This is a genomic window from Streptomyces sp. HUAS MS02, assembly GCF_055702265.1.
Genome location: NZ_CM146747.1, coordinates 4566978 through 4588524 on the forward strand (window position 1 = coordinate 4566978; position 21547 = coordinate 4588524).

The following is a 21547-nucleotide window of genomic DNA, read 5'->3' on the forward strand; positions in this document are numbered from 1 at the left end:
GCGGGCCGCCGATCCACCAGGAGCCGCTGACATGTCTCCCTCGCTCGACGATTCCGGCCAGGTCCCGTCCCCCACCGACTCGGCGCGCACACGTGATCGTGGCTTGCGGCGGAGCCGCCGACTCACCCGCTGGATCGTCGTCGCCGCGGTGACCGGTGCGGCGGCCCTGGGCAGCCTCTACACCCACCTGCTCCCCGGAAGTTCGGCCTCGCCCGTGCCGTCGAGCCCGTCCCCGCACAACCCTGCGGTGTCATCCACCGGCTCCACCAAGACCGGTATCGAGGACCGTGGCGACTCGGCCCGTGACGACGCTGACGAAGAGCACGAGGGTGAGCACGAGGACGAGGGTGAGGACGAGGGTGAGGACGACGCGGGAACGGCTCCGGCGTCCCGACCGGCACCGCAACCCCCGGCTCAACCGCCCGCCCCCACCCGGCAGCAGCCCCACACCACCACGGGGGCGTCATGACCACCCGGGCTCCCGCCCCGTCCCCGGCCGCGGCCGTGTTCCCGGCGCTCGGCACGACTGCCGTGCTGCTCGTGACCGCCCCGGACGCCCGGCCGGCCGCGGAGGCCGTCCTGCGCGCCGAACTGGCCGCTGTCGATCTCACCTGCAGCCGTTTCCGGCCGGACTCCGAAATCACCCGCGTCAACCTGAACGCGGGAACCCCGACGACGGTAAGCGAACGCTTCGCCGAGGCCCTCCAGGCCGCTCTCCGCGCCGCCCGCCTCACCGACGGCGCCGTCGACCCGACGGTAGGGCGTGCCATGACCGCCCTCGGCTACGACCGCACCTTCACCTCCCTTCGTCCGGAGGACGCCCGCCCACTGCCACCCGCCCTCCCGGCCCCCGGATGGCGGCGGATCGACTTCGACCCGCGTTCCCGGCGGCTGCGGCTTCCGCCGCACACCCACCTCGACCTGGGCGCGACCGCCAAGGCCCTCGCCGCCGACCGCGCCGCCCGCCTGGCCGCCGCGGCCACCGGCTGCGGGATCCTGGTCGGTCTCGGCGGAGACCTCTCGGTGGCCGGTCCGGCCCCGGACGGGGGCTGGCGGATCGCCCTCGCCGACGACCACGCGCGGCCCGCCGCGGACCACGGCCCCACCGTCGCGGTGACCGGCGGGGCGCTGGCGACCTCAGGCATCCGGGTCCGCACCTGGCGGCGCGCCGGACGCACCCTGCATCACATCGTCGACCCGGCCACCGGTGAACCCGCCGCCCCCGTCTGGCGCACCGTGACCGTCGCGGCCGCCACCTGTGTGGACGCCAACACCGCCAGTACGGCGGCGATCGTGCTGGGCGACAACGCGGTCGACTGGTTGCGCGGCAGCGCTCTGCCCGCCCGGCTGGTCGGTCCGGACGGCCGCGTCGTGCGTCTCGGCGGCTGGCCGCCCGACTCCGCGCCCGCCACCACGTCCGGAGCCACCACGGGAGTCACCCCCGGAACCGGCTGCGGAACCGACCCCGGAACCGCTCCTGGAGGTCCGCGATGACGGCCTTGGCCCTGACCGGCAGCCCTCTCTGGTACGCGAGCCGCGCGAGCGGGACCCTCGCGCTACTGCTGCTCACCGCCACCGTGGTGCTCGGCATCGTCTCCGGCGGGCGGTCCCGGCCCCGTCGGATCGGCCGCTTCGAGCTCGGCGTGCTGCACCGCAACCTGTCCCTGCTCACGCTGACGTTCCTCGTCGTGCACGTGATGACGGCGGTGCTCGATCCGTTCGTCCACCTGGAATGGGCGGTGTCCGTGGTGCCGTTCGGGGCGTCCTACCGTCCCCTGTGGCTCGGTCTCGGCACGGCGGGGCTGGACCTGCTGCTGGCCGTCGCGGTCACCAGCGGGCTGCGCCGACGCCTGGGGGTGCGCCGTTGGAAGGCCGTGCACTGGCTGGCGTACGCGGCCTGGCCGCTCGCCCTCCTCCACGGGGTGGGCACCGGCACCGACACCCGGCTCCCCCTCCAGCTCTGGCTGTACGCCGGGTGCGTCGGCGCGGTGGTCCCGGCCGTGTGGTGGCGGCTGGTGAAGGCCGCCCCGGGACGGGTCGCCGGGCGTCTGACGGCCGCCGTCGCCGCTGCCGCCGTACCGGTGGTGCTCGCGGCGTTCCTCGCCACCGGGCCCCTGCAGCCCGGCTGGTCCCAGCGCGCCGCCTCGACGGTGCCCCTTCTCGGGGGTGGACGATGAACTCGTCGGCCACGGCACGGTTCGCTCCCCGCCCCCACGCACCCGGACCGGGCGATCCGGCCGCCGCCCGGCTGCTGGCGGGCTGGTACGCCACCGGCCGGGCGGCCACCCTGACCGATCACCTGAGGCGCCACGGGGCACTTCCCTTCACCTCGGCGACCGGCGGTCGCGCGCCCCTGCCGCTGGTGGAGGCCGTGGCGGCGGCCGGGCTCACCGGGCGCGGCGGCGCCGGGTTCCCCACCGCTCGCAAACTGGGCGCGGTCGCCGCACACCGGGGCCGAGGCGTGGTCGTCGTCAACGCCATGGAGAGCGAGCCGGCCAGCCGCAAGGACCGGTTCCTGATCGCCGTCGCCCCCCATCTGGTCCTCGACGGCGCCGTGCTGGCCGCCCTGGCGGTCGGCGCGGACACCGTCCACGTGTGCCTGCCCCGCGACCGCGCCGCCCAGCACCGGCAGCTCAGCGCCGCCGTGGAGGAGCGCCGACGCGCCCGCCCGGACCCGGTACGGCTGCTGGTGCACGGCCTTCCGCACTCCTACGTCTCCAGCGAGTCGACCTCTCTGGTGCGCTGGCTCGACGGCGGCCCGGCCCAGCCCCGGGGCGACCGGCCCCGCACCCACGAGCGGGGCGTGGGCCGCCGCCCCACGCTGGTCCACAACGCCGAGACCCTCGCTCATCTGGCCCTGATCGCCCGCCACGGACCGGCCTGGTTCCGGCAGGTCGGCACGGAGGACGAGCCGGGCACCCTGCTCGTCACCGTCTCCGGAGCCGTCCGCACACCCGCCGTGCTGGAGGTGGCACTGGGCACGCCGCTCGCCACGGTCCTCGATCAGGCCGACGGCGCCACGCAGCCGCTGCGGGCGGTCCTGCTCGGCGGCTTCGCCGGCGCCTGGCTCGCCGCCGAGCACCTGCGCACCCCGCTCACCCGGCACGATCTGGCCCCGCTGGGTGCGGCGCCCGGCGCGGGCGTGCTCGTCGCCCTGCCCGAGGCGTCGTGCGGCCTGACCGAGACGGCCCGCGTCCTCGCCTACCTGGCCGCGCACAGTGCCCGCCAGTGCGGCCCCTGCCGTCTCGGGCTGCCCGCCGTGGCCGAGGACTTCACCGCCCTGGCCACGGGACGGGCGGACGCGGTCCTGCTGGCCCGCCTGCGCCGCCGCGTCGGCCTGCTCCCGGACCGGGGCGCCTGCCGCCATCCCGACGGCGCCGCCCGCCTCGCGGCCTCCGCCCTGCACGCGTTCGCCGACGACGTCGACCACCACCTCGCCCACGGCGGCTGCCCGGCGGCCGATCGGCCGCCCCGGATCCCCGTGCCACCCGCCACAGCCCCGGGGACCTGGCGATGAGCCGCACCCGCACCCTGCGCGTCGACCGCGTCGCCTGCACCGGGCAGGGCCTGTGCGCCGAGCTCCTCCCGGAGCTCGTCCGCCTCGACGAATGGGGCTACCCCGTCCTCAGCGACAGGACCGTCCCCGACCGACTGCGCGCCCACGCCCGCCGGGCCGTCGCCGCCTGCCCCGTCCTCGCCCTGCACACGGAGGACGACCGGACCTGACCAGCGGGCGTCCCGGCCCGCGTACGGCACAGGCAGCGGGGCCGTACGCCCCTGGCGTGGCACCGGCCGACGCGGCGCGCCGCCGGACCGAAGCGAAGGTCGCCGTGCCGGGCGGACCCGGACCGGGAGCAAGCAGCGGCTTCCGGCCGCCCTCAGCCGGTGGGGAGCTGCTCGGCAGCGTCCCGCGAGGCCGTGTACGCCTTCACACGGAAGGCACTGCCTGCTGTGCGCCCCGCCAGCCACATCCTGGACCGGCGACATCGTCATCCGCACACGTGACGGCGCCGCCCTGGTCGTCAGCGCGCAGAAGGACGGCGGCCCCGGTGTCGTGGCCGCCTACGAGGCCGATGACATCGACCCCGCCACCCATCTCGGGTGGAGCGTCGTCGTCACCCGGCCTGATCACCGGCAGAGGAGTACGGGCCCGTTCTGGCGCTGCACGGAGGTCGCGCGCCCTCGGGCGGCCGGAAAGACGGCGGGGCAGACCGGATGCCGGGCACGCGCCCCACGAGGACGACCCGCGACGACGGCGTCGTCACCCGTCGTACTCACGCGTGCCCGGCACCGGGGCGGGACAAGCCGCCCGCCCCTTTTCCCGAGGAGCCGCTGTGGCAGCCCGCGCCGGTCCCCACTCCGGCGCAGCCCATGAGACGCTCCCGCCTCCGCGGGCCGCCACCCCTGTGCGGCCCGGGGCGAGAAGGCGGAGACGGGATCCTTCCCCCAAGAAGGGCCCCGTCACCGCTCGTCTCGCGGCCCGCTCTCCACCCTCACACCACAGGCGCCGCCGGAGCAGGTGCCGAACGACCCGTCCAGGGGGCCGACCGGCCCCACCGGCCCGCACCACTCCTTCTCGTCACCCTCTCTTCTCCATGCCCCAGGGCCCGATCACGCTCTGGGACGGCCCTGGCCTGCGGCGTGCGGAACGGCACGTGCCCGGCGGTGGTCCGCCTCGGCCTTCGGCAGGTTCCCGTCCGGCTCCGGGCCCCGCCGCCAGGGAAGGCGTCGCGCTGACGGGCTGTGCATGGCCTCTCCGGCGTGGCGGCGATCGGAACGTCGAGTACGTCGCCGCGGTCACCGGCCAGGATCGGGAACCTCCGGACGCCCGACGACGTTCGTGTCATGGCGGCCGGACGAGCCGCGCCGGCGGCACAGAGGACCCAACTGCTGGTTTCGTACGGCGACTTGACCGGGGGGCAAGAGGCGTGCAGCAGCACCGTGCTCATCCCGCGCGCCCCGCCGCCGTCGTGCTCTCCGCGCTGCTCGCGGTCCTGACCTTCTTCCTGCCGGTGTCGGCCAAGTCGGCGCCGGCATCACGCCCGTTCTCGACGGGCACCGCCGCCACGGCGACCGCACCGGCGTCCGCCACCACCGCCGACGCGCCGCGCCCCGTCACCGTGGCGCACGCCGCGCCCGGCCACGCCGACGCCGTACCGTACCCGTTCCACGGCTTCCTGGGCCCTGGCGCCGGGGACGCGGCCCCGCACCGCGCCGTCGGCGGTCCCGCCGTGGCCGTGGCGGCCGCCGTCGCCGGAGCGGGCCGGGGCGCCCACGCCCATCGCCCGCGCGGCCCTCCCTCCCGATGGAGCACCCAAGTCCGTACCGACGCCTGACCGTCCGCCTCCGCGCCCGGCACAGACGTCGGTTCCGTCTGCCTGCCCATCGTGGAGAACCCATGTCTCGCGCGCCCATGTGGCGGGCGATCGTCGCCCTAGGTGTGATCGCCGCCTCGCTCTACTTCGCCCTCACCCAGACCGCCCGCCTCGGCCTCGACCTGCGCGGCGGCACCCAGATCGTCCTGGAGACCAAGGACTCACCCGTCGTCGAGGCCGACGCCGAGTCGACCCAGCGGGCCCTGGAGGTGCTCCGCCAGCGGGTCGACGCGCTCGGCGTGTCCGAGCCGAGCCTCTACCGGTCCGGACAGCAGCGGATCTTCGTCGAGCTGCCCGGCGTGCAGGACCCGCGCGAGGCCGCCGAAGTCATCGGCCGTACCGCGCAGTTGACCGTCCACCCGGTGAAGGGCACCACGGACGCGCGCGACGCGGGCAAGGGGGAACCGGCCAAGGACGGCTCACGCGTCCTCCCCGACCCCGGCCAGAAGGGGGCCCACCTCGAACTCGGGCCCACCGCTCTCACCGGGGAGGGCGTCAAGGACGCCGAGGCGGTGCTCGACCAGCGGACGGCGTCGGGCTGGATGGTCGACCTCACCTTCCGTGGGCAGGCGGGCAAGGACTGGGCGCGGGTCACCGGGGCGGCGGCCTGCGCACCCCAGGGCGCCCCCGAGCGGCGCGTCGCCATCGTCCTGGACGGCAGGATCCTCTCGGCGCCCGGCGTCGACGCGAAGGTGGCGTGCGGGGTCGGCATCTCCGGCGGCTCCACGCAGATCACCGGCGGCTTCGGCCGGGAAGAGGCCCGCGAGCTGGCCGCGCTCGTCAAGGGAGGCGCACTGCCGGTGCCCGTCGAGGTCGTGGAGCAGCGCACCGTCGGCCCCACACTCGGCGCCGACGCCATCGCGGCCAGCACCCAGGCCGCGATCATCGGGGTCGCCCTGACCGGGCTGTTCATCCTCGTCGTCTACCGGCTGCTCGGCGCCCTGGCCACCCTCGCGCTCGCGCTCTACGGGCTGATCTCCTACGCCGCGCTGGTCGCCCTGGGCGCGACTCTGACGCTGCCCGGACTCGCCGGTTTCGTCCTGGCGATCGGCATGGCGGTGGACGCGAACGTGCTGGTCTTCGAGCGTGCCCGGGAGGAGTATCTGGGAGCCCGCGCCCTGAAGTCGGCCTCGGCGCGGTTGGACAAGCCGCTGCGCACCGGCTTCGCCAAGACCTGGAGCGCGGTCGTCGACTCGAACGTGACCACGCTGCTCGCGGCAGGGCTGCTCTTCTTCTTCGCCACCGGGCCCGTCAAAGGCTTCGGCGTCACGCTCTCCATCGGTGTCCTCGCCTCGATGATCACGGCCCTGGTGATCACCCGGGTCCTGGCCGACTTCGCGATCCGGCGCCGCTTCGTGCGCGAGCGGCCCGGCCTGACCGGGATCACCTCCACCGGCCGGGTGCGGGCCTGGCTCGCGCGCCGCGAACTCCGTCCGGTGCACCACCGGCGCCGCTGGCTCGGCGTCAGCGCGCTGCTGGTCGCGGTCGCCGTCGCCGGAATCGGCCTGCGCGGCCTGGACTTCGGGGTGGAGTTCACCGGCGGGCGCCTGGTGGAGTACAGCACCAGCAGGCCCGTGGACGTGGACGCGGCGCGCACGGCCGTCGCCGACGCGGGGTTTCCGCGCGCGGTGGTGCAGGAGTCGGGGGACGGGGACATCTCGGTACGCACCGGGGAGCTGAGCAACGACCAGCAGCACACGATCAGGACGGCGCTGGCGAAGGAGGGCGGCGAGGTCACCGTCGAGCGGGACGAACTGATCGGTCCGAGCCTCGGCGAGGAACTGCGCCGGCACGCGCTCATCGCGCTCGGCATCGCCGTCGCGGCCCAGCTGATCTACCTCAGCGTGCGGTTCCGGTGGACGTTCGCCGCCGCGGCGGTGTCGGCCATGGTGCACGACGTGCTGCTGGTGGTGGGCCTGTTCGCCTGGCTCGGCAGGCCCGTCGACAGCGTCTTCCTGGCGGCCCTGCTCACGGTCATCGGGTACTCCGTCAACGACACCGTCGTCGTCTTCGACCGGGTGCGCGAGGCGCGCCGCCGCGATCCGGCGGCGGACCTGGAATCCACGGCGAACAGGGCCGTCGTACAGACGCTGCCGCGCACGGTGAACACCGGTATGGGCGCGCTGTTCATCCTGGCGGCCCTGGCCGTGCTGGGCGGTGACTCGCTCGCTGACTTCTCCGTGGCGCTGATCGCCGGCGTGGTGATCGGCATGGCGTCGAGCGTGTTCACCGCCGTGCCGATCGCCGTGCAGCTGGAGAGCAGCCACCCGGCACCGCCTACGCGCCCCAAGCCCGGCGAGCACGACGGGCGGGGCGAGAGCGACGAGGACGGCGGCGGCAGCGGGGCACGCGGTCCGCTGGGGCGGCGCGGGCGGGCGCGGGGTTCTGGCGCCGTGGTGTGAGGGCGCGGGGAGGGACGCGGGGACGACTGGTCCGGGCGCCGCGCCAGCAGGCCCCCGCGGCGAACGGCGTCGGCGGCGGCCGGGCCACGGGCCTCGCCCAACGGCTCGCCTGGCTGTCCGAGGCGGACGCCCACGCGGGGGCCGAGCGCAGCTTGGTCGGCCTCCCGCAGGGCCAGGGGTGCCAGCCGCGGCCGCCATGAGCGGTTCCGCGGCTTCCTCGCTCATGTCGAGTCGGCGGTCGCGTCGACGGTCGCGTCGCGTCGACGGTCGCGTCGCGTCGACGGTCGCGTCGAGGCGGCGCGACACACCCTCGCGCTCCCCGCGGCGCATCCCCGCGCGGGACGACGCCCTGACGCCGCTGGTCACCGCCGCCCTGGTCACTGCCCCGGTCACCGCCTTGGTCGCCGCCCTGGTCAGCCCCCTCCTGCAGGCGAGCCCGGGCCGACGGCGCGTTGACACCCACCGGCCCCGGACGTTGACTGGCAGCACGGCACAGGGCCTGGAAGGGCAGGGCGACCGGGTCTCCGGAAGCCTGCGACAGGCCGCCCAGGAGGCGAACGGCGCCTTCGGGCGGTGACTCATCCCATGGAAGCGGTACACACGACGATGTACGACCAGACACGCGCCCAGCAGCCCGCGGACCGGCCCTCGGGTCACACCGGACGCCATGCCACGGGCCCGGAGCCGCTGCTCCCCTCGGACGGACGGGAGGAGATCGCGCACCGCCTCGGACATGCCGTCAACACCTTCGCGGACAGCCCGCGCGAGGCGCTGGAAGAGGCGGAAAGGGCGTTCGACGAAGCCGCCGCCCAGTTGATGAACGCCCTCGCGGAGCGGCGGCGGGCCCTGCGTGCGGGCTGGGCGGACCTGGACCACGAGACACAGTCCACCGAACTGAGGTTCGCACTGCGGGAGTACCGGGAGATCACCGGACGGCTGCTGCGCGTGTAGGAGGCCGTACAGGGCAGGGCGGGGCGGTAAATCCAAAAAACCACGGGGTCGAACAAGAAATCGTGCGGGATTATTTCCGGCCCCGTGATCGAGCATGCCGTGCTACTGTCGAATCAGGTTGCAGTTGTGGTTGCCAAAAGGGTTCATTTTCCGACGGGTTGATCATCACGGCGACACGGAGCCCACACACGGTGAGCTCCGAGCCCGTTTCCCGAAGGAGAAATGACATGGCTACCGGTACTGTGAAGTGGTTCAACGCCGAAAAGGGCTTCGGCTTCATCGCGCAGGACGGCGGCGGCGCCGACGTCTTCGCCCACTACTCGAACATCGCCACCCAGGGCTTCCGCGAGCTCCAGGAAGGCCAGCAGGTGTCGTTCGACGTCGCGCAGGGCCAGAAGGGCCCGACCGCCGAGAACATCGTTCCGGCCTGACACGCTCTGACGCTTACTTCGCAGCTGGGGCCCGCACCTTGGGGTGCGGGCCCCAGCTCGCTGCATTTTCCAGGGGGCTCTCCCCCGTTGTCTTCGGTCCGTTCTCGCGATTCTCTGCGCCGCTCACCGTGCTGCGGGAATTCCTTGATACGCGCCCGCATCGAGGAAGGTTCCGCATGAACCGAGCACGTCCGTCACGCAGTTCACGCACGACCCGCACCACCCGCACCACGCCCACCGCCCGCGCCTACGACCGTTTCGAGGGCCCCGCAGCCGGCCGCTCCGGCACCCGGCGCCGTCCCACGGCCGGGCCCAAGGGCCACGGTGGCGGCCGGCCCGCCGCGCCCGGAGGCGAGTTCGCGCTGCCGAAGACGGTCACGCCCGCGCTGCCCGCCGTCGAGTCGTTCGCCGAACTCGCCATGCCCGCACCGTTGTCGGCCGCACTCGGCCACGAGGGTGTGACCGTGCCGTTCCCGATCCAGGCGGCGACCCTGCCGAACTCCCTGGCCGGCCGTGACGTTCTCGGCCGCGGCCGCACGGGTTCGGGCAAGACCCTCGCCTTCGGCCTGCCGGTGCTGGCCCGTACGGCGGGGCGCCGCGCCGAGCCTCGGCAGCCGCTCGCCCTGATCCTGGTGCCCACCCGTGAGCTCGCCCAGCAGGTCACCGACGCGCTCACCCCGTACGCCCGCGCCGTACGGCTGCGCCTGGCCACCGTGGTCGGCGGGATGTCGATCGGCCGGCAGGCGAACGCGCTGCGGGCCGGGGCGGAAGTCGTCGTGGCGACACCGGGACGACTCAAGGACCTCATCGACCGAGGCGCATGCCGACTGGACGACGTCGCCGTCACGGTCCTGGACGAGGCGGACCAGATGACCGACATGGGGTTCATGCCGCAGGTCACCGCGCTGCTCGACCAGGTGCGACCCGGCGGCCAGCGAATGCTCTTCTCAGCCACCCTGGACCGCAACGTCGACCTGCTGGTCCGCCGCTACCTGACCGACCCGGTGGTCCACTCCGTCGACCCGTCGGCAGGCGCCGTCAGCACGATGGAGCACCACGTCCTCCATGTGCACGAGACGGACAAACACCGCACGACGACCGAGATCGCGGCACGGGACGGCCAGGTGATCATGTTCCTGGACACCAAGCACGCGGTGGACCAGCTGACCAAGCACCTCCTGGACAGCGGCGTCCGCGCCGGCGCCCTGCACGGCGGCAGGTCCCAGCCCCAGCGCACCCGGACCCTGGCCCAGTTCAAGGAGGGCCACGTCACGGTGCTGGTCGCCACCAACGTCGCGGCACGCGGCATCCACATCGACGACCTCGACCTCGTCGTCAACATCGACCCGCCCGGCGACCACAAGGACTACCTGCACCGCGGCGGCCGTACCGCCCGCGCCGGCGCGTCCGGCCGAGTCGTCACCCTGGTCACCCCCCGCCAACGCCGCGAGATGAACCGGCTGATGGCCTCGGCCGGCATCACCCCGACGACCACCGCGGTGCGCTCGGGCGAGGAAGCGCTCAGCCGTATCACCGGCGCCCAGGCCCCTTCCGGTGTCCCGGTCGTCGTCACCGCGCCGACCGCGGAACCGTCCCGCCGGGGCGAGGCCGGGGCACCGGCCTCAACCCGGGGCCGACGAGGCCGCACCGCTCGGGGCCGGTCCGCGGCCAGGCGCCGCGCCGCGTGAGGTGTCGGCGGGCCACGGGACGTGTCGGCGGGCCGCCGTCGCCCCCGGGGCCCGTCCGGAGCCATCTCGACCCGAACGTCCACTCGTACCGCAGGAGGCAGCCGTGACACCGGTTCAGACACCTCGAAGCCCCATCGCTCCCCATTTCACGCACAGGGCCGTTCACCTGGACACGACCGAGCTGCGGGTCGGTGACGACATGACCGTCGAGGTCGCCCTGTCCGTCATGGCCGGTGCCGGTGTGGAGCACCTGCTCCTGTGCGACGAGGACAACGAGCGCACCGGCCGCGTCTCCCGGGCCGAACTCGCCGTGCACCGCGGCAGCTCCGCCTATACGGACCGCGTCCGCCTGCGGGACGTCCTCGGCGGACCATTCACATGCCCGATCGTCAGCCCCTCCTCCTACCCTCAGTGAGGCATCATGCGCTGTGTCATCGCCCAGTACCCGTTCGAACTGACCAGGGTCGGAGTGCTCGCCACGATGGCGGGCGTCAGCCCCGAGATCGTCACCGGTGACTCGGTGACCATCGGCCGCCGCCGGTATCCCGTGAAGCAGGTCGGTGAGGTCATCACCCGGCAGGACCGTCGCGACTTCAGCGGCGGTGAGGTGGTCCGGGCCATGGTCCGCCTCGGCTTCTCCTGCCATGCCGGCCCCCGGGCCGCGCGGCCCCCGGCCCCGACCGCCCTCAGCCCCCTCCAGACCGCCTCGGCACTGCTCGGGGGCCCCGATCCGCAGAACGCGTGACGCCTCGCGGCGGGAGCACCGGCCGCCGCCCGGACGGTGCGCGCCCGCGGTGACCTGAACGGCGGTACCCGCCCGGCGACGCGTCCTGCCGGCCCGGGAGACCCGTGACGTGGACGCGCTCCTGTGACCTCTTCCGCCCGCCATTCATGCTTGCCATTCACGCCTGCCGTCCACGCCGGGCTGATCACCGGTGCTGTTCACCGGGCTCCTCACCCCGCCCCCATGGGCTCGCGTGGCGCCGGGGTCCGTTCGTCCGGTGCCGGGAAGAGGCCCGGGACCTGCGGCGACTGCCGGAGTAGGGTGGTGAGCACGGCCCGTCTCGTACGGGCACGTAGAAATCCGAGGTCGCCATGCCGTCGATCGAAACACCCTCGGACGGCCACGCCGAGGTCCGTGTCGTCGCCGCCTCGCCCGAAGTCGCCCGTCGGGTGGCGGAGGTTCTCCGCCGCTGCTTCGACTCCACCGAGCAGCGCAGCTACCCCGCCGGCCCCGACGGAGGCACCCGCCTCGACCTCACCGTGGACACCACCCACGCGGCGGAACCCGTCCGATCATGGCTGGAGACCAGCCGGTCCACGGGAGACGCCTGGCACACGGAGGACGGCCGGTCCACGGAAGACGGAGACAGCCACCTGCGCCGGTGACGGGCGTGCACCGACGGGCCCGACGGAGGTCAGGGCGCTGCGACCGAGCGCCCGGCAAGTACGCTGCCGGCCGCGCGGAGCAATATCTGTATCCGCAAAGTAAGAAATAGGCACGACACGCAACGAGTATTCCTCGAACGCCGACACCGGTGGAATTCTTTGACCGAAGAGGGCCGCTCGGGCCGTGCTAACGTCTTTTTCAGTTGCAGGTGTGGTTGCCAGAAGGTTTATTTCCGACGGGCCAATCAGCACGGCGACACGGAATCCGCACAGGGTGGATTCCTGGCATCGTCCCGAAGGAGAAAAACATGGCTACTGGCACCGTGAAGTGGTTCAACGCGGAAAAGGGCTTCGGCTTCATCGAGCAGGACGGCGGCGGCGCCGACGTCTTCGCCCACTACTCGAACATCGCCACCCAGGGCTTCCGCGAGCTGCTGGAAGGCCAGAAGGTGTCGTTCGACATCGCGCAGGGCCAGAAGGGCCCGACGGCCGAGAACATCATTCCCGCCTGATCTGACACCGGCGGCAACGCACACTTCGCAGCTGGGACTCTCACCCCTTGGGGTGCGGGTCCCAGCTCGCTGCGTTTCAGGGAGCGGCACGCCACTTCCTGTGTGACGGCGACGATCAACGCGCCGGCCCGCCCCTCGGCCCCGTCACCGACGGAGAGCACGGCCGAGCCCCGGGCCCCGGGCGCCCTCGCCCTGTCCCCCTGATCCGCCTCGGCGCGCCTCAGCCGCACCGGCCTCACCGGCCACGCCTGCCCCCACACCCCGCCACGCGGGTCTCCCACGTCGACCTACCGGTCGACGTTTTCCCAGATCACAGGCTATCTGCCTCCCCCAACAGGTGAAATCTACCTTTGCCACAGTAGACATTGGGCACTGGCTCAGTTAGTGTTTTCTCGTCAACACGAGTCGAGCGAACCCGGCAGACACGAACTGGCGGGTGCAGTACATGCAGTACGCAGGGCCTTACGGCCCTGGAGTCGAGTGAATGGTTCACAGGAAGGACGGAGGACACAGACGCCATCAGGATCGCCCGGCCCGACAAGTACCCGGCCGGGTACCGCAAGACCCCGGATTGGAAGGTGGTCCCCGGTCACGCAACCGCGATCCCCGCACCCCCCCTTCAGCAGGGCTGGGTAGCGGAAGCAGAAGGTCGGCAGAGCATCACGGCCGACGGATGGTGTTGAATTTCCTTCGGGGCCCTGGTGCCGTACGGCATCAGGGCCCCTCGACGCGTTGCACAAAGAGGTGACATGACAGCAGATAACCCCCTCAGTGATCGTCTGGACGACGATGACTACCCCGCATACACCATGGGGCGGGCCGCCGAGATGCTCGGCACCACCCCGGCCTTCCTCCGAGCGCTCGGGGAGGCTCGTCTGATCACTCCGCTGCGCTCGGAGGGCGGACACCGCCGGTACTCCCGCTACCAACTGCGGATCGCGGCGCGCGCCCGCGAGCTCGTCGACCGGGGCACCCCGATCGAGGCTGCCTGCCGCATCGTCATCCTTGAGGACCAGCTCGAGGAAGCCCAGCGGATCAACGCCGAGTACCGCCGACGCGCCGAACACGAGGCTTCCAGCTCTCACCTGCCTCAATCCAGCTGATCACCTGTGTGTGCGAGCTACCGCACGTCCACGAAGTCGCCGGTCGCCTTGACGGCCGGGGTCGTGGTCGTGCCCGCGAAGTTCCAGCGCCAGTAGCCGTCCACGGAGGCGGCGGCCGTGGTCGTCAGGCTGCCGGTGCCTGAGGTGTACACCGTCTTGAGGGTGGTGTAGGTCGTGGTGCCGGCCTTGCGGAACTGGAGCTTGACCGGCTGGTCGGTGTAGCCCCGGTGGTCGAGCGTGTCCCAGTTGGCGCGGGTGAGCTTGCCGGTGATGGTCAGCGACGCCCCCTTGGCGATCGGCTCGGGGCTCGCGTTGACGGTCAGCCGGGACTGCCGCTGGAGACGGGTGGTGGTGTAGGCCCACCGGTCGGTGTAGCTGCCGTCGTCGGCCCACACCTGGGCCTGGACCTTCCAGGTGCCGGCGTCGGCGTTCGTGAGCCACCAGTCCGGTTCGAAGGTGAAGGTCTTCGAGCAGGTCGACGTCGTACTGCCGGAGGCGACGCAGTCCGCGGGCGTGGTGTTCTCGTTGGGGTCGATGACGCCGTCGGCGCTGTAGTAGGGGTCGGTGCCGTCCGGGCCCCGCCACAGGTGGAAGTCCGCGTCCCAGATGCCCGACGGGTCGGTGGCCGTCACGGAGACCGTGACCGTCCTGTCGGCCGTGTCGACCACGATGTTCTTGCCTCCGTTGACGACCACGCCGTCGACCCGGATGTCGCCCACGATGTCGTCGGCGTAGGCGCCGGGGACGGCGAAGCCCGCCGTCGCGGCGACGGCGGCGAGTAGGGCAATGGCAGCGCGCTTGCGCATGTATCTCCTTCGGAGCGGTGGCTCGAAGCCACTGATCCACCAGTTCACGTTGACTTGGCTCAGGCACAGCCGTCACACAGGCTGTCCGCAGTTATCCAGCGCACCTGCCTGCTCAGACGTCACTCGTCCCAGGGGAGGGCGCGTCCGGTGCCGGCTCGATACCGGCTCGGTAGAGCTGCCGGCTCGGTGGAGCTACCGGCCTGCCCGAACGCCCATGCCTCGCAGGGGCTGCCGTAGCGGTCGTTCATGTGGTTCAGGCCCGACGAGGGCCACATGTGGGCCGCTCCGAGTCAGTCATCCCGGTGGCCGAGCGCGGCCCTCCGGCCGTTACGGGTATACGTTTCGGCCTTTTCCGTCGCGCCCGCGCGGACCGTGCGCCGCGCGGCCCTCGGCGAACCTATTCTTCTACTCGTCTGTAGAAGATCCGGCGCGGGCCGGGCCGGCCTCGCACGCACCCATTGGAGACGACACACATGGCTTCGATCGACCTGGACAAGGTGCTGGACAAGTCGTGGGCGGACAAGAGCCTGCCCGAGATCCTCGGGGCCCCGGTCGGGGCCCTGAAGGGTGTCTCGGACCGTGACGGCGAACTGCTCCGGGAGGCGTTCGGGGTCACGACCATAGCGGACCTGGCGGACCTCAAGTACGTCCGCTGGGCACAGGCGCTCGCCGCCCTCGACGCGGCCGAGTAAGCAGCCCGCGAACCGCCGTGGCGCCGCGAAGCCCCCGGCCCGGCGGCGCCACCCCCCAAGGAACACACGCACGTAGAAGGAGTGGACGCCACGATGGTGTTCAAACGACTGCTCGGCTCGCTCGGCATGGGCGGACCCACGGTGGACACGGTCCTCGACCCGGGCGCGGCCCGGCCCGGCGGTGCGCTGACCGGCCAGGTCCATCTCAAGGGCGGGGACGCCGACTTCGACATCGACCACATCACGCTGGAGCTGGTGGCACGGGTCGAGGCCGAGCACGGGGACGGCGAGGGCGAGGGTGTCGTCACCTTCGACCGGTTCACCGTCGGCGGCGGCTTCCGGCTCGCCGAGGGCGAGCTGCGCAGCGTTCCGTTCAGCGTGGCCCTGCCCTGGGAGACGCCGATCACCGAGCTGTACGGGCAGGGCCTGGGCATCGTCCTCGGCGTCCGCACCGAACTGGCGGTCTCGGGCGCCAAGGACAAGGGCGACCTGGACCAGCTGGCCGTCGCCCCGCTGCCCGTGCAGGAGGCGATCCTCGAAGCGCTCGGCCAGCTCGGCTTCGGCTTCAGGTCTGCGGACCTGGAGTACGGGCGCATCGGCGGCACCGGCCAACAGCTGCCCTTCTACCAGGAGATCGAGCTGCTCCCGGCGCCCTCGTACGCGCAGCAGTTCAACGAGATCGAGGTGACGTTCCTGGCCGACCCGGGCGGCATGGAGGTCGTCCTGGAGGCGGACAAGCGCGGCGGCCTGTTCTCCTCGGGCCATGACGCGCTGACCCGGTTCACCGTCTCCCACGAGGGCGTCGAGCACCAGGACTGGAACGCGGTCGTCGACGGCTGGATCCGCGGGCTGGCCGAACGCCGGTCCACGTACGGCTCGCACGCCGCCGACGGGCACGGCGACCCGTACGCGCACGGCCACGGTCACCACGGCCATGACGATCACCACCATGACGGCCACCGTTCCGGCCCCGGCATGGGCACGGTCGTCGCCGCGGGTGCGGCCGGACTCGCGGTCGGCGTGGTCGGCGGGATGGTCGCCGCGGAAGTGGTCGACGAGGTCGGGGACTTCTTCGAGGGCGAGGACGAGGAAGAGGAGGAGGAAGAGGAGAGCTGACGGGACGGCGCCCCGCCTTCCGGTGCACCTCCCGCGCAGAGAGGCGTGGCGGCTCAGAGAGGCGTGGCGGCGTACAGGATGGGGAACATGGTCACCGCGGAGTTCGCGGACGACATCGCCGATACGGCCGTGCCCGCGGCGGCTCCCCAGGCGGCCAGGCCCACCGTGGTGAACACCGACGGCCAGGTACGCACGAGGGGGGCCGGGCCGAGGAGGGCCGTCACCCGGCGTGGGATCGGGCCGGGTGAGGCGAACCCGGCCAGTGTCGGCACCGGGGTCCCGCGGGAGACCAGGGCCGCCTTGCCGATCGCGTGCGCCACCGTCCGGCGGCTGCCCACCACCTGGGCAGCCTCCTCGTCCGCCCATCGTTCCGCCGTGTAGGACACGGCCGTTCGCAGAGGACGCAGGAACGGATTGGCGCACGCGGCGAGTTGGGCGGCGAGCAGGAACCGGTGGTGCCGGGCGGCCAGATGGGCGCGCTCATGCGCGAACAGGGCCCGCCGCTCGGCCGGTTCCAGACAGGACAGCAGCGCGGTGGTCACGACCACCCGGTCCCGACGCCCGCCGGGCAACGCGTACGCGTACGGGGCGTCGTCGGGCAGTACGACCACTTCCGTGCCCGGCAGCCCGCCGAGCGCCCGGTGGGCCCTGCGGCGCACGCGGCCGTGCCGCCACACGGTCCGACCGCAGACCACCAGGACGGCGAACAGCGCGGGAATGGCGGCCTTGCCGGCCACCTCGTCGTACGGCACCGCCTCGCGCACCTCGGGGTCGGACCAGCCGTCGGGCAGCGGGTTGCCGGGCAACTGGGCGGTGCCGACCACCATCACGAGCCCCAGGCACACCGTGCTGCACGACGCCATCACCGCGGCCACCCAGGTCAGCAGCCGGGTCGCGGCGCGGGGATGCAGATGCTGCTCGGCCAGGCGGGCCATCGGCCATGCCGTGAGCGGCAGGACCAGCGGCAGAAAGACGAAGACCCCCATGTGGCGTCAGTCTTCCCCTTCGTTCCGACTCCGACCCAGCAGTTCGCGCAACAGTCGCTCGTCGTCCGGGCCGAGGCCGGTGACGAAGCTGGCGAGCACCGCCTCCCGGTCGCTCTCCTTGTCCAGCACCTTCCGCATCCTGTGCGCCGCGAGGCCCGCCTGGTCCGAGGCGGGCGTCCAGACGAAGGACCGGCCCACCCGCTCCCGGGTCACCGCGCCCTTGGCCAACAGCCGCGTCAGGATCGTGATCACCGTCGTATAGGCGAGGTCACCGTCGAGACGGTCCAGCACCCAGCCGACCGTCGCCGGCCCCTCCGCCTCCCGCAGCGCCAACAGGATCTGCGCCTCCAGCTCGCCCTGCCCCCGCCGCCGGGGACGCTCCCGGTGATCCGTCACGCCAGTCTCCCTTCCGCCGCCACCCGTTCTCCGACCGGACATCGTATGGACGCCCGACGGCCGACCACCCCACTGTGAACCACCACCCAGGATCTACGAAAGCGCGGAGCGGCAGCGCAGCCGCCGGGCAGGTGCTACCGCCGCATCCTCTTCGCCCGCTCCCGCGACCGGCCCGAAACCGGCACCCCCATTTCTTCTACAGTGCTGTAGATTTCAGAGCGGCCTCTCCGGGCCTCATCCGACGTGTCGAGAAGGAGTGCGCAGTGGGAGTTTCCCTGTCCAAGGGTGGCAACGTCTCGCTCAGCAAGGAGGCCCCCGGCCTGACCGCCGTCCTGGTCGGCCTGGGCTGGGACGTGCGTACCACGACCGGCACCGACTACGACCTCGACGCCTCCGCGCTGCTGCTCGACGCTTCCGGCAAGGTCCCGTCCGACGGGCACTTCGTCTTCTACAACAACCTCACCAGCCCGGACGGTTCGGTCGAGCACACCGGTGACAACCTCACCGGCGAGGGCGAGGGCGACGACGAGAGCGTCAAGGTGAACCTCGCGGCCGTACCCGCCGAGATCGACAGGATCGCGTTTCCGGTCTCCATCCACGACGCCGAGAACCGCGGCCAGAGCTTCGGCCAGGTCCGCAACGCCTTCATCCGCGTCGTGAATCAGGCGGGCGGTGCCGAGATCGCGCGCTACGACCTGTCCGAGGACGCCTCGACCGAGACCGCCATGGTCTTCGGCGAGCTCTACCGCCACGGCACCGAGTGGAAGTTCCGTGCCGTGGGCCAGGGTTACGCCTCCGGGCTGGCCGGGATCGCCGCCGACTTCGGCGTCAACGTCTGACTCGGGACCGTTCCGGTCGGACCGTCGCACACCTGCGCAGGGAGAGAAGGGCAGTGTCCGCATGTTCGGACTGAGCGAAATCGCCGTCATCCTCATCGTCGTGATACTCGTGTTCGGCGCCAAGAAACTCCCCGAGCTGGCCCGCTCCGCCGGCAAGTCGGCCCGCATCCTCAAGGCGGAGGCCCGCGCCATGAAGAACGAAAAGGCCGGTACCGGGGAAGCCACCCCACCCGAGGTCGTCGAGGGCAAGGTCGTGCCCCCGGGAAGCGGGCCGGTCCCCGGCTCGGGCCCGCCGCCGTCCCAGGAGCCCGGCCCGAGTCGCACGACCGAGGCACCGGGCGACGGCAACCGGCCGTAGGCATCCTCGACCACGAGCGCGCCCCGCCCGGCACTGATCAGCCCGGGCCACTTTTGGGTCGGGCTTCGCGTGGCCGGCCTCGACGTCGGCGGGGACGACGCCGCGTTCGAGGAGGGGAGAGCGAAGCCCAGCGTCTTGCCGGTGCCGGTGCCGGTGCCGGTCTTGGCCTGGCCGACCCGTCGGTGCCGGACAGGGCGACCGCGAGCATGGGAGTCGCCGTGCCGATCCGAGCCATACGGTGTCCGTCGCGGTGCCGCGGATGCGGGCTCCCCCGGGCCGACCGGTAGCGGTCGCCGCAGTGGTGTGAGGGGGCGCGTGCGAGGATGTCGGCCGTGACCGGATCGCCGTCCTTACCCGGACCTGGTGCCGAGGACAGTCCTCGCGACCGGGGACTGGGTCCCCGCGCCGCCGCCGTGCTCGTGTTCGGGTCCTCGGCCGCGGTCCTGGTCGTCGAGATCGTCGCTCTGCGGCTGCTGGCGCCCTACCTCGGTCTCACCCTGGAGACCAGCACCCTGGTGATCGGCATCGCCCTCACAGCGATCGCCGTCGGCTCCTGGCTGGGCGGGCGCCTCGCCGACCAGGTGGATCCGCGGCGGCTCATCGGCCCCTCGCTCGGGGCGTCGGGAGCGGTCGTGGCGCTCACCCCCGCCGTACTGCGCACCGCCGCGGAGTGGGCACCGGCGTTCCTGCTGCTGACCGCGTCGCTGGCGATCCTCGTGCCGGGCGCGCTGCTCTCCGCGGTGACACCGATCGTGACGAAGCTGCGGCTGACCAGCCTCGCCGAGACCGGGACGGTCGTCGGCCGGCTGTCGGGCGTCGGCACCGTCGGCGCCATCGTCGGCACCGTCCTCACCGGCTTCGTCCTCGTCTCGCGGTTGCCGGTCAGCGGCATCCTGATCGGCCTCGGCACACTGCTGGTGGTCGGCTCGGCGGTGGTCGAGTGGCGGACCCGGCGGTGGAGGGGGACAGGCACCCCCGCCCTGACCCTCGCGGTCGTCGCCGGCGGCCTCGGCACGGCGGTCGCGCCCGGCGGCTGCGACGCGGAGACCAGGTACCACTGCGCCCGGGTCGTCGCGGACCCCGACCGGGACAGCGGCCGCACGCTCGTGCTGGACGGCCTGCGGCACTCCTACGTCGACGTCGACGATCCGACGTTCCTGGAGTTCGCGTACGTACGCGCCATCGCGTCGGCCGTCGACGCCGCCTTCCCCGAAGGTGAGCCCCTGGCCGCGCACCACCTGGGCGGCGGCGGACTCACCCTCCCCCGCTACCTCGCCGCCACACGGCCCGGGACACGCAGCCTCGTGTCCGAGATCGACAGCGGGGTCGTACGCATCGACCGCGAGCGGCTCGGGCTGCGACCGGGCGCCGGGATCGACGTACGCGTCGAGGACGGCAGGCTCGGTCTGCGGGCGCTGGCCGCCGACAGCCGGGACCTCGTCGTCGGGGACGCCTTCGGGGGCGTCAGCGTGCCGTGGCACCTCACGACGGTGGAGGCGATGGCCGACGTACGGCGGGTGCTCGTCCCGGACGGCCTGTACGTCGCCAACCTCATCGACCACGGCGGGATGGACTTCGCGCGTGCCGAAGTGGCCACCCTGGACGAGACGTTCGAGCACGTCGCCGTCGTCGGCGAACCCGCCGACATCGGCCTCGACACGACCACGACCTCCGACGGCGGCAACCTGGTGGTGCTCGCCTCCGACCGCCCTCTCGACCTGCGCGCGACGCAGAAGGCGCTGGACGCCCGGGGAACCGGCTGGCGGACCACCACCGGCGACGACCTCACCTCCTGGATCGACGGCGCCCGCCCCCTCACCGACGACTACGCCCCCGTCGACCAGCTCCTCCAGCCGTCCACCACACGACGCGGCGACTGACCGGCCGGCTCCGCGCCGCCGTCCCCCGCGCGTGCCGTCCGTCAGACGCGCTCGTACGTGGTGCCGGACTCGTTCCTGCGCAGCAGACCCTCGTCCACCAGGGCACGGCGCAGGGTCACCCAGTCGTCGAACCATTCGCCGCAGATCGCGTTGACCTTGGCCTCGGAGTACGTCACGTCGGGCGCGAACGAGTCCCGCACCACGGCCAGTACGCGGCCGCGCACCTCCGCGTTGCCCGGAATGGAGGTGAGCCGGCCACGGCGGAAGTAGGAGCCCGCCCCGTCCCCGCCGCCCCGACCGGAGACCCTGACCTCGGCCTGGACGGCGAGCCGGAACGTGTCGTCGAGCAGCGTGTACGTGCGCCTCTCGCTGTCGAAGGCGGCGATCCGCCCGTCCGTCAGCTTCCGCAGCGCGGCGGCGGCCGCCGGTGGGCGGAGCTCGGCCAGTTCGGCGACCTCGGCCACGGAGGCCGCGCCGAGGGCGAGGGCGGCGTAGGCGGCGCGCCGGTCGTTCTGGGCGAGGAGACCGACCAGGTCTCGGCAGGAGGGCGAATGCCCGTCCGTGGGGGCCGTGTTCATGGTGTCCGTTCGGGGGTCGTGGTTCCGGTCGTGGTCCCGGTCGTC

At 72.8% G+C, this 21547-nt stretch carries 24 protein-coding genes and 1 pseudogene; 21 read left to right on the top strand and 4 right to left on the bottom strand.

The features are described 5' to 3' along the window. Positions 1 to 31 precede the first annotated feature (31 nt). From ACZ9QC_RS19575 to ACZ9QC_RS19650, 16 genes and pseudogenes are all read left to right on the top strand, one after another. On the top strand, positions 32 to 469 hold the full coding sequence (locus ACZ9QC_RS19575; RefSeq protein WP_472921302.1) for a hypothetical protein: 438 nt from the start codon (positions 32 to 34) through the stop codon (positions 467 to 469). After that, the gene (locus ACZ9QC_RS19580) at positions 466 to 1494 is read left to right on the top strand and encodes an FAD:protein FMN transferase (protein WP_472921303.1); all 1029 of its coding nucleotides are present in this window, start codon (positions 466 to 468) and stop codon (positions 1492 to 1494) included. The genes ACZ9QC_RS19575 and ACZ9QC_RS19580 overlap by 4 nt, the downstream gene beginning before the upstream one ends. Next, positions 1491 to 2177 (top strand): ferric reductase-like transmembrane domain-containing protein, encoded by a 687-nt coding sequence (locus ACZ9QC_RS19585; RefSeq protein WP_472921304.1) that lies wholly within the window; start codon positions 1491 to 1493, stop codon positions 2175 to 2177. The genes ACZ9QC_RS19580 and ACZ9QC_RS19585 overlap by 4 nt, the downstream gene beginning before the upstream one ends. Beyond that, positions 2174 to 3517 carry an NADH-ubiquinone oxidoreductase-F iron-sulfur binding region domain-containing protein gene (locus tag ACZ9QC_RS19590; protein WP_472921305.1) on the top strand — a complete coding sequence of 448 codons (1344 nt, stop codon included), beginning with the start codon at positions 2174 to 2176 and terminating at the stop codon, positions 3515 to 3517. The genes ACZ9QC_RS19585 and ACZ9QC_RS19590 overlap by 4 nt, the downstream gene beginning before the upstream one ends. After that, on the top strand, positions 3514 to 3726 hold the full coding sequence (locus ACZ9QC_RS19595) for a ferredoxin (RefSeq protein WP_472921306.1): 213 nt from the start codon (positions 3514 to 3516) through the stop codon (positions 3724 to 3726). Before ACZ9QC_RS19590 ends, ACZ9QC_RS19595 begins: the two co-directional genes overlap by 4 nt. A gap of 104 nt (positions 3727 to 3830) precedes the next feature. Next, positions 3831 to 4375, top strand: a pseudogene (locus ACZ9QC_RS19600) (pyridoxamine 5'-phosphate oxidase family protein). Between the two features lie 553 nt (positions 4376 to 4928). Further along, positions 4929 to 5336 carry a hypothetical protein gene (locus ACZ9QC_RS19605; protein WP_472921307.1) on the top strand — a complete coding sequence of 136 codons (408 nt, stop codon included), beginning with the start codon at positions 4929 to 4931 and terminating at the stop codon, positions 5334 to 5336. 62 nt (positions 5337 to 5398) lie between these two features. Beyond that, positions 5399 to 7777 carry a protein translocase subunit SecD gene (gene secD / locus ACZ9QC_RS19610; RefSeq protein WP_472921308.1) on the top strand — a complete coding sequence of 793 codons (2379 nt, stop codon included), beginning with the start codon at positions 5399 to 5401 and terminating at the stop codon, positions 7775 to 7777. A gap of 606 nt (positions 7778 to 8383) precedes the next feature. Beyond that, positions 8384 to 8728 carry a hypothetical protein gene (locus ACZ9QC_RS19615; RefSeq protein ID WP_472921735.1) on the top strand — a complete coding sequence of 115 codons (345 nt, stop codon included), beginning with the start codon at positions 8384 to 8386 and terminating at the stop codon, positions 8726 to 8728. Between the two features lie 227 nt (positions 8729 to 8955). After that, the gene (locus ACZ9QC_RS19620; protein WP_215447838.1) at positions 8956 to 9159 is read left to right on the top strand and encodes a cold-shock protein; all 204 of its coding nucleotides are present in this window, start codon (positions 8956 to 8958) and stop codon (positions 9157 to 9159) included. 176 nt (positions 9160 to 9335) lie between these two features. After that, positions 9336 to 10847: a DEAD/DEAH box helicase gene (locus ACZ9QC_RS19625; protein ID WP_472921309.1), complete on the top strand. Its 1512-nt coding sequence runs from the start codon at positions 9336 to 9338 to the stop codon at positions 10845 to 10847. A gap of 103 nt (positions 10848 to 10950) precedes the next feature. Beyond that, complete coding sequence (locus ACZ9QC_RS19630) at positions 10951 to 11262, top strand: CBS domain-containing protein (protein WP_472921310.1); 312 nt, start codon at positions 10951 to 10953, stop codon at positions 11260 to 11262. A 6-nt stretch (positions 11263 to 11268) separates the two neighbouring features. Then, a complete protein-coding gene (locus tag ACZ9QC_RS19635) occupies positions 11269 to 11592 on the top strand; it encodes an SCO5918 family protein (protein ID WP_472921311.1) in 324 nt (107 codons plus the stop codon). 350 nt (positions 11593 to 11942) lie between these two features. After that, on the top strand, positions 11943 to 12236 hold the full coding sequence (locus ACZ9QC_RS19640; RefSeq protein ID WP_472921312.1) for a hypothetical protein: 294 nt from the start codon (positions 11943 to 11945) through the stop codon (positions 12234 to 12236). Positions 12237 to 12544: 308 nt separating this feature from the next. Next, entirely contained in the window at positions 12545 to 12748 is a 204-nt protein-coding gene (locus tag ACZ9QC_RS19645) for a cold-shock protein (protein WP_184905941.1), read from the top strand. A gap of 749 nt (positions 12749 to 13497) precedes the next feature. Continuing rightward, complete coding sequence (locus ACZ9QC_RS19650; RefSeq protein ID WP_472921313.1) at positions 13498 to 13851, top strand: helix-turn-helix domain-containing protein; 354 nt, start codon at positions 13498 to 13500, stop codon at positions 13849 to 13851. Between the two features lie 17 nt (positions 13852 to 13868). Here the strand turns inward: ACZ9QC_RS19650 and ACZ9QC_RS19655 are convergent, their stop codons facing one another. Beyond that, complete coding sequence (locus tag ACZ9QC_RS19655) at positions 13869 to 14657, bottom strand: calcium-binding protein (protein ID WP_472921314.1); 789 nt, start codon at positions 14655 to 14657, stop codon at positions 13869 to 13871. A gap of 473 nt (positions 14658 to 15130) precedes the next feature. On the opposite strand from ACZ9QC_RS19655, the gene ACZ9QC_RS19660 reads away from it, so the two are divergent. Then, a complete protein-coding gene (locus tag ACZ9QC_RS19660) occupies positions 15131 to 15349 on the top strand; it encodes a hypothetical protein (RefSeq protein ID WP_472921315.1) in 219 nt (72 codons plus the stop codon). A 93-nt stretch (positions 15350 to 15442) separates the two neighbouring features. Then, positions 15443 to 16465, top strand: a complete 1023-nt coding sequence (locus ACZ9QC_RS19665) for a sporulation protein (protein WP_472921316.1) — start codon at positions 15443 to 15445, stop codon at positions 16463 to 16465. 53 nt (positions 16466 to 16518) lie between these two features. Here the strand turns inward: ACZ9QC_RS19665 and ACZ9QC_RS19670 are convergent, their stop codons facing one another. Both ACZ9QC_RS19670 and ACZ9QC_RS19675 read right to left on the bottom strand, forming a co-directional pair. Next, a complete protein-coding gene (locus ACZ9QC_RS19670) occupies positions 16519 to 17451 on the bottom strand; it encodes a M56 family metallopeptidase (RefSeq protein ID WP_472921317.1) in 933 nt (310 codons plus the stop codon). A 6-nt stretch (positions 17452 to 17457) separates the two neighbouring features. Beyond that, on the bottom strand, positions 17458 to 17889 hold the full coding sequence (locus ACZ9QC_RS19675; protein ID WP_472921318.1) for a BlaI/MecI/CopY family transcriptional regulator: 432 nt from the start codon (positions 17887 to 17889) through the stop codon (positions 17458 to 17460). Positions 17890 to 18110: 221 nt separating this feature from the next. On the opposite strand from ACZ9QC_RS19675, the gene ACZ9QC_RS19680 reads away from it, so the two are divergent. The 3 genes from ACZ9QC_RS19680 to ACZ9QC_RS19690 all read left to right on the top strand — a co-directional run bounded on the left by ACZ9QC_RS19680 (position 18111) and on the right by ACZ9QC_RS19690 (position 20924). Beyond that, complete coding sequence (locus ACZ9QC_RS19680; protein ID WP_472921319.1) at positions 18111 to 18686, top strand: TerD family protein; 576 nt, start codon at positions 18111 to 18113, stop codon at positions 18684 to 18686. A 61-nt stretch (positions 18687 to 18747) separates the two neighbouring features. Continuing rightward, the gene (gene tatA, locus ACZ9QC_RS19685) at positions 18748 to 19044 is read left to right on the top strand and encodes a twin-arginine translocase TatA/TatE family subunit (RefSeq protein WP_472921320.1); all 297 of its coding nucleotides are present in this window, start codon (positions 18748 to 18750) and stop codon (positions 19042 to 19044) included. Between the two features lie 332 nt (positions 19045 to 19376). Then, entirely contained in the window at positions 19377 to 20924 is a 1548-nt protein-coding gene (locus ACZ9QC_RS19690; RefSeq protein WP_472921321.1) for a fused MFS/spermidine synthase, read from the top strand. 41 nt (positions 20925 to 20965) lie between these two features. Here the strand turns inward: ACZ9QC_RS19690 and ACZ9QC_RS19695 are convergent, their stop codons facing one another. Beyond that, positions 20966 to 21502, bottom strand: a complete 537-nt coding sequence (locus ACZ9QC_RS19695; protein ID WP_472921322.1) for a DUF2087 domain-containing protein — start codon at positions 21500 to 21502, stop codon at positions 20966 to 20968. Positions 21503 to 21547: the final 45 nt, after the last annotated feature.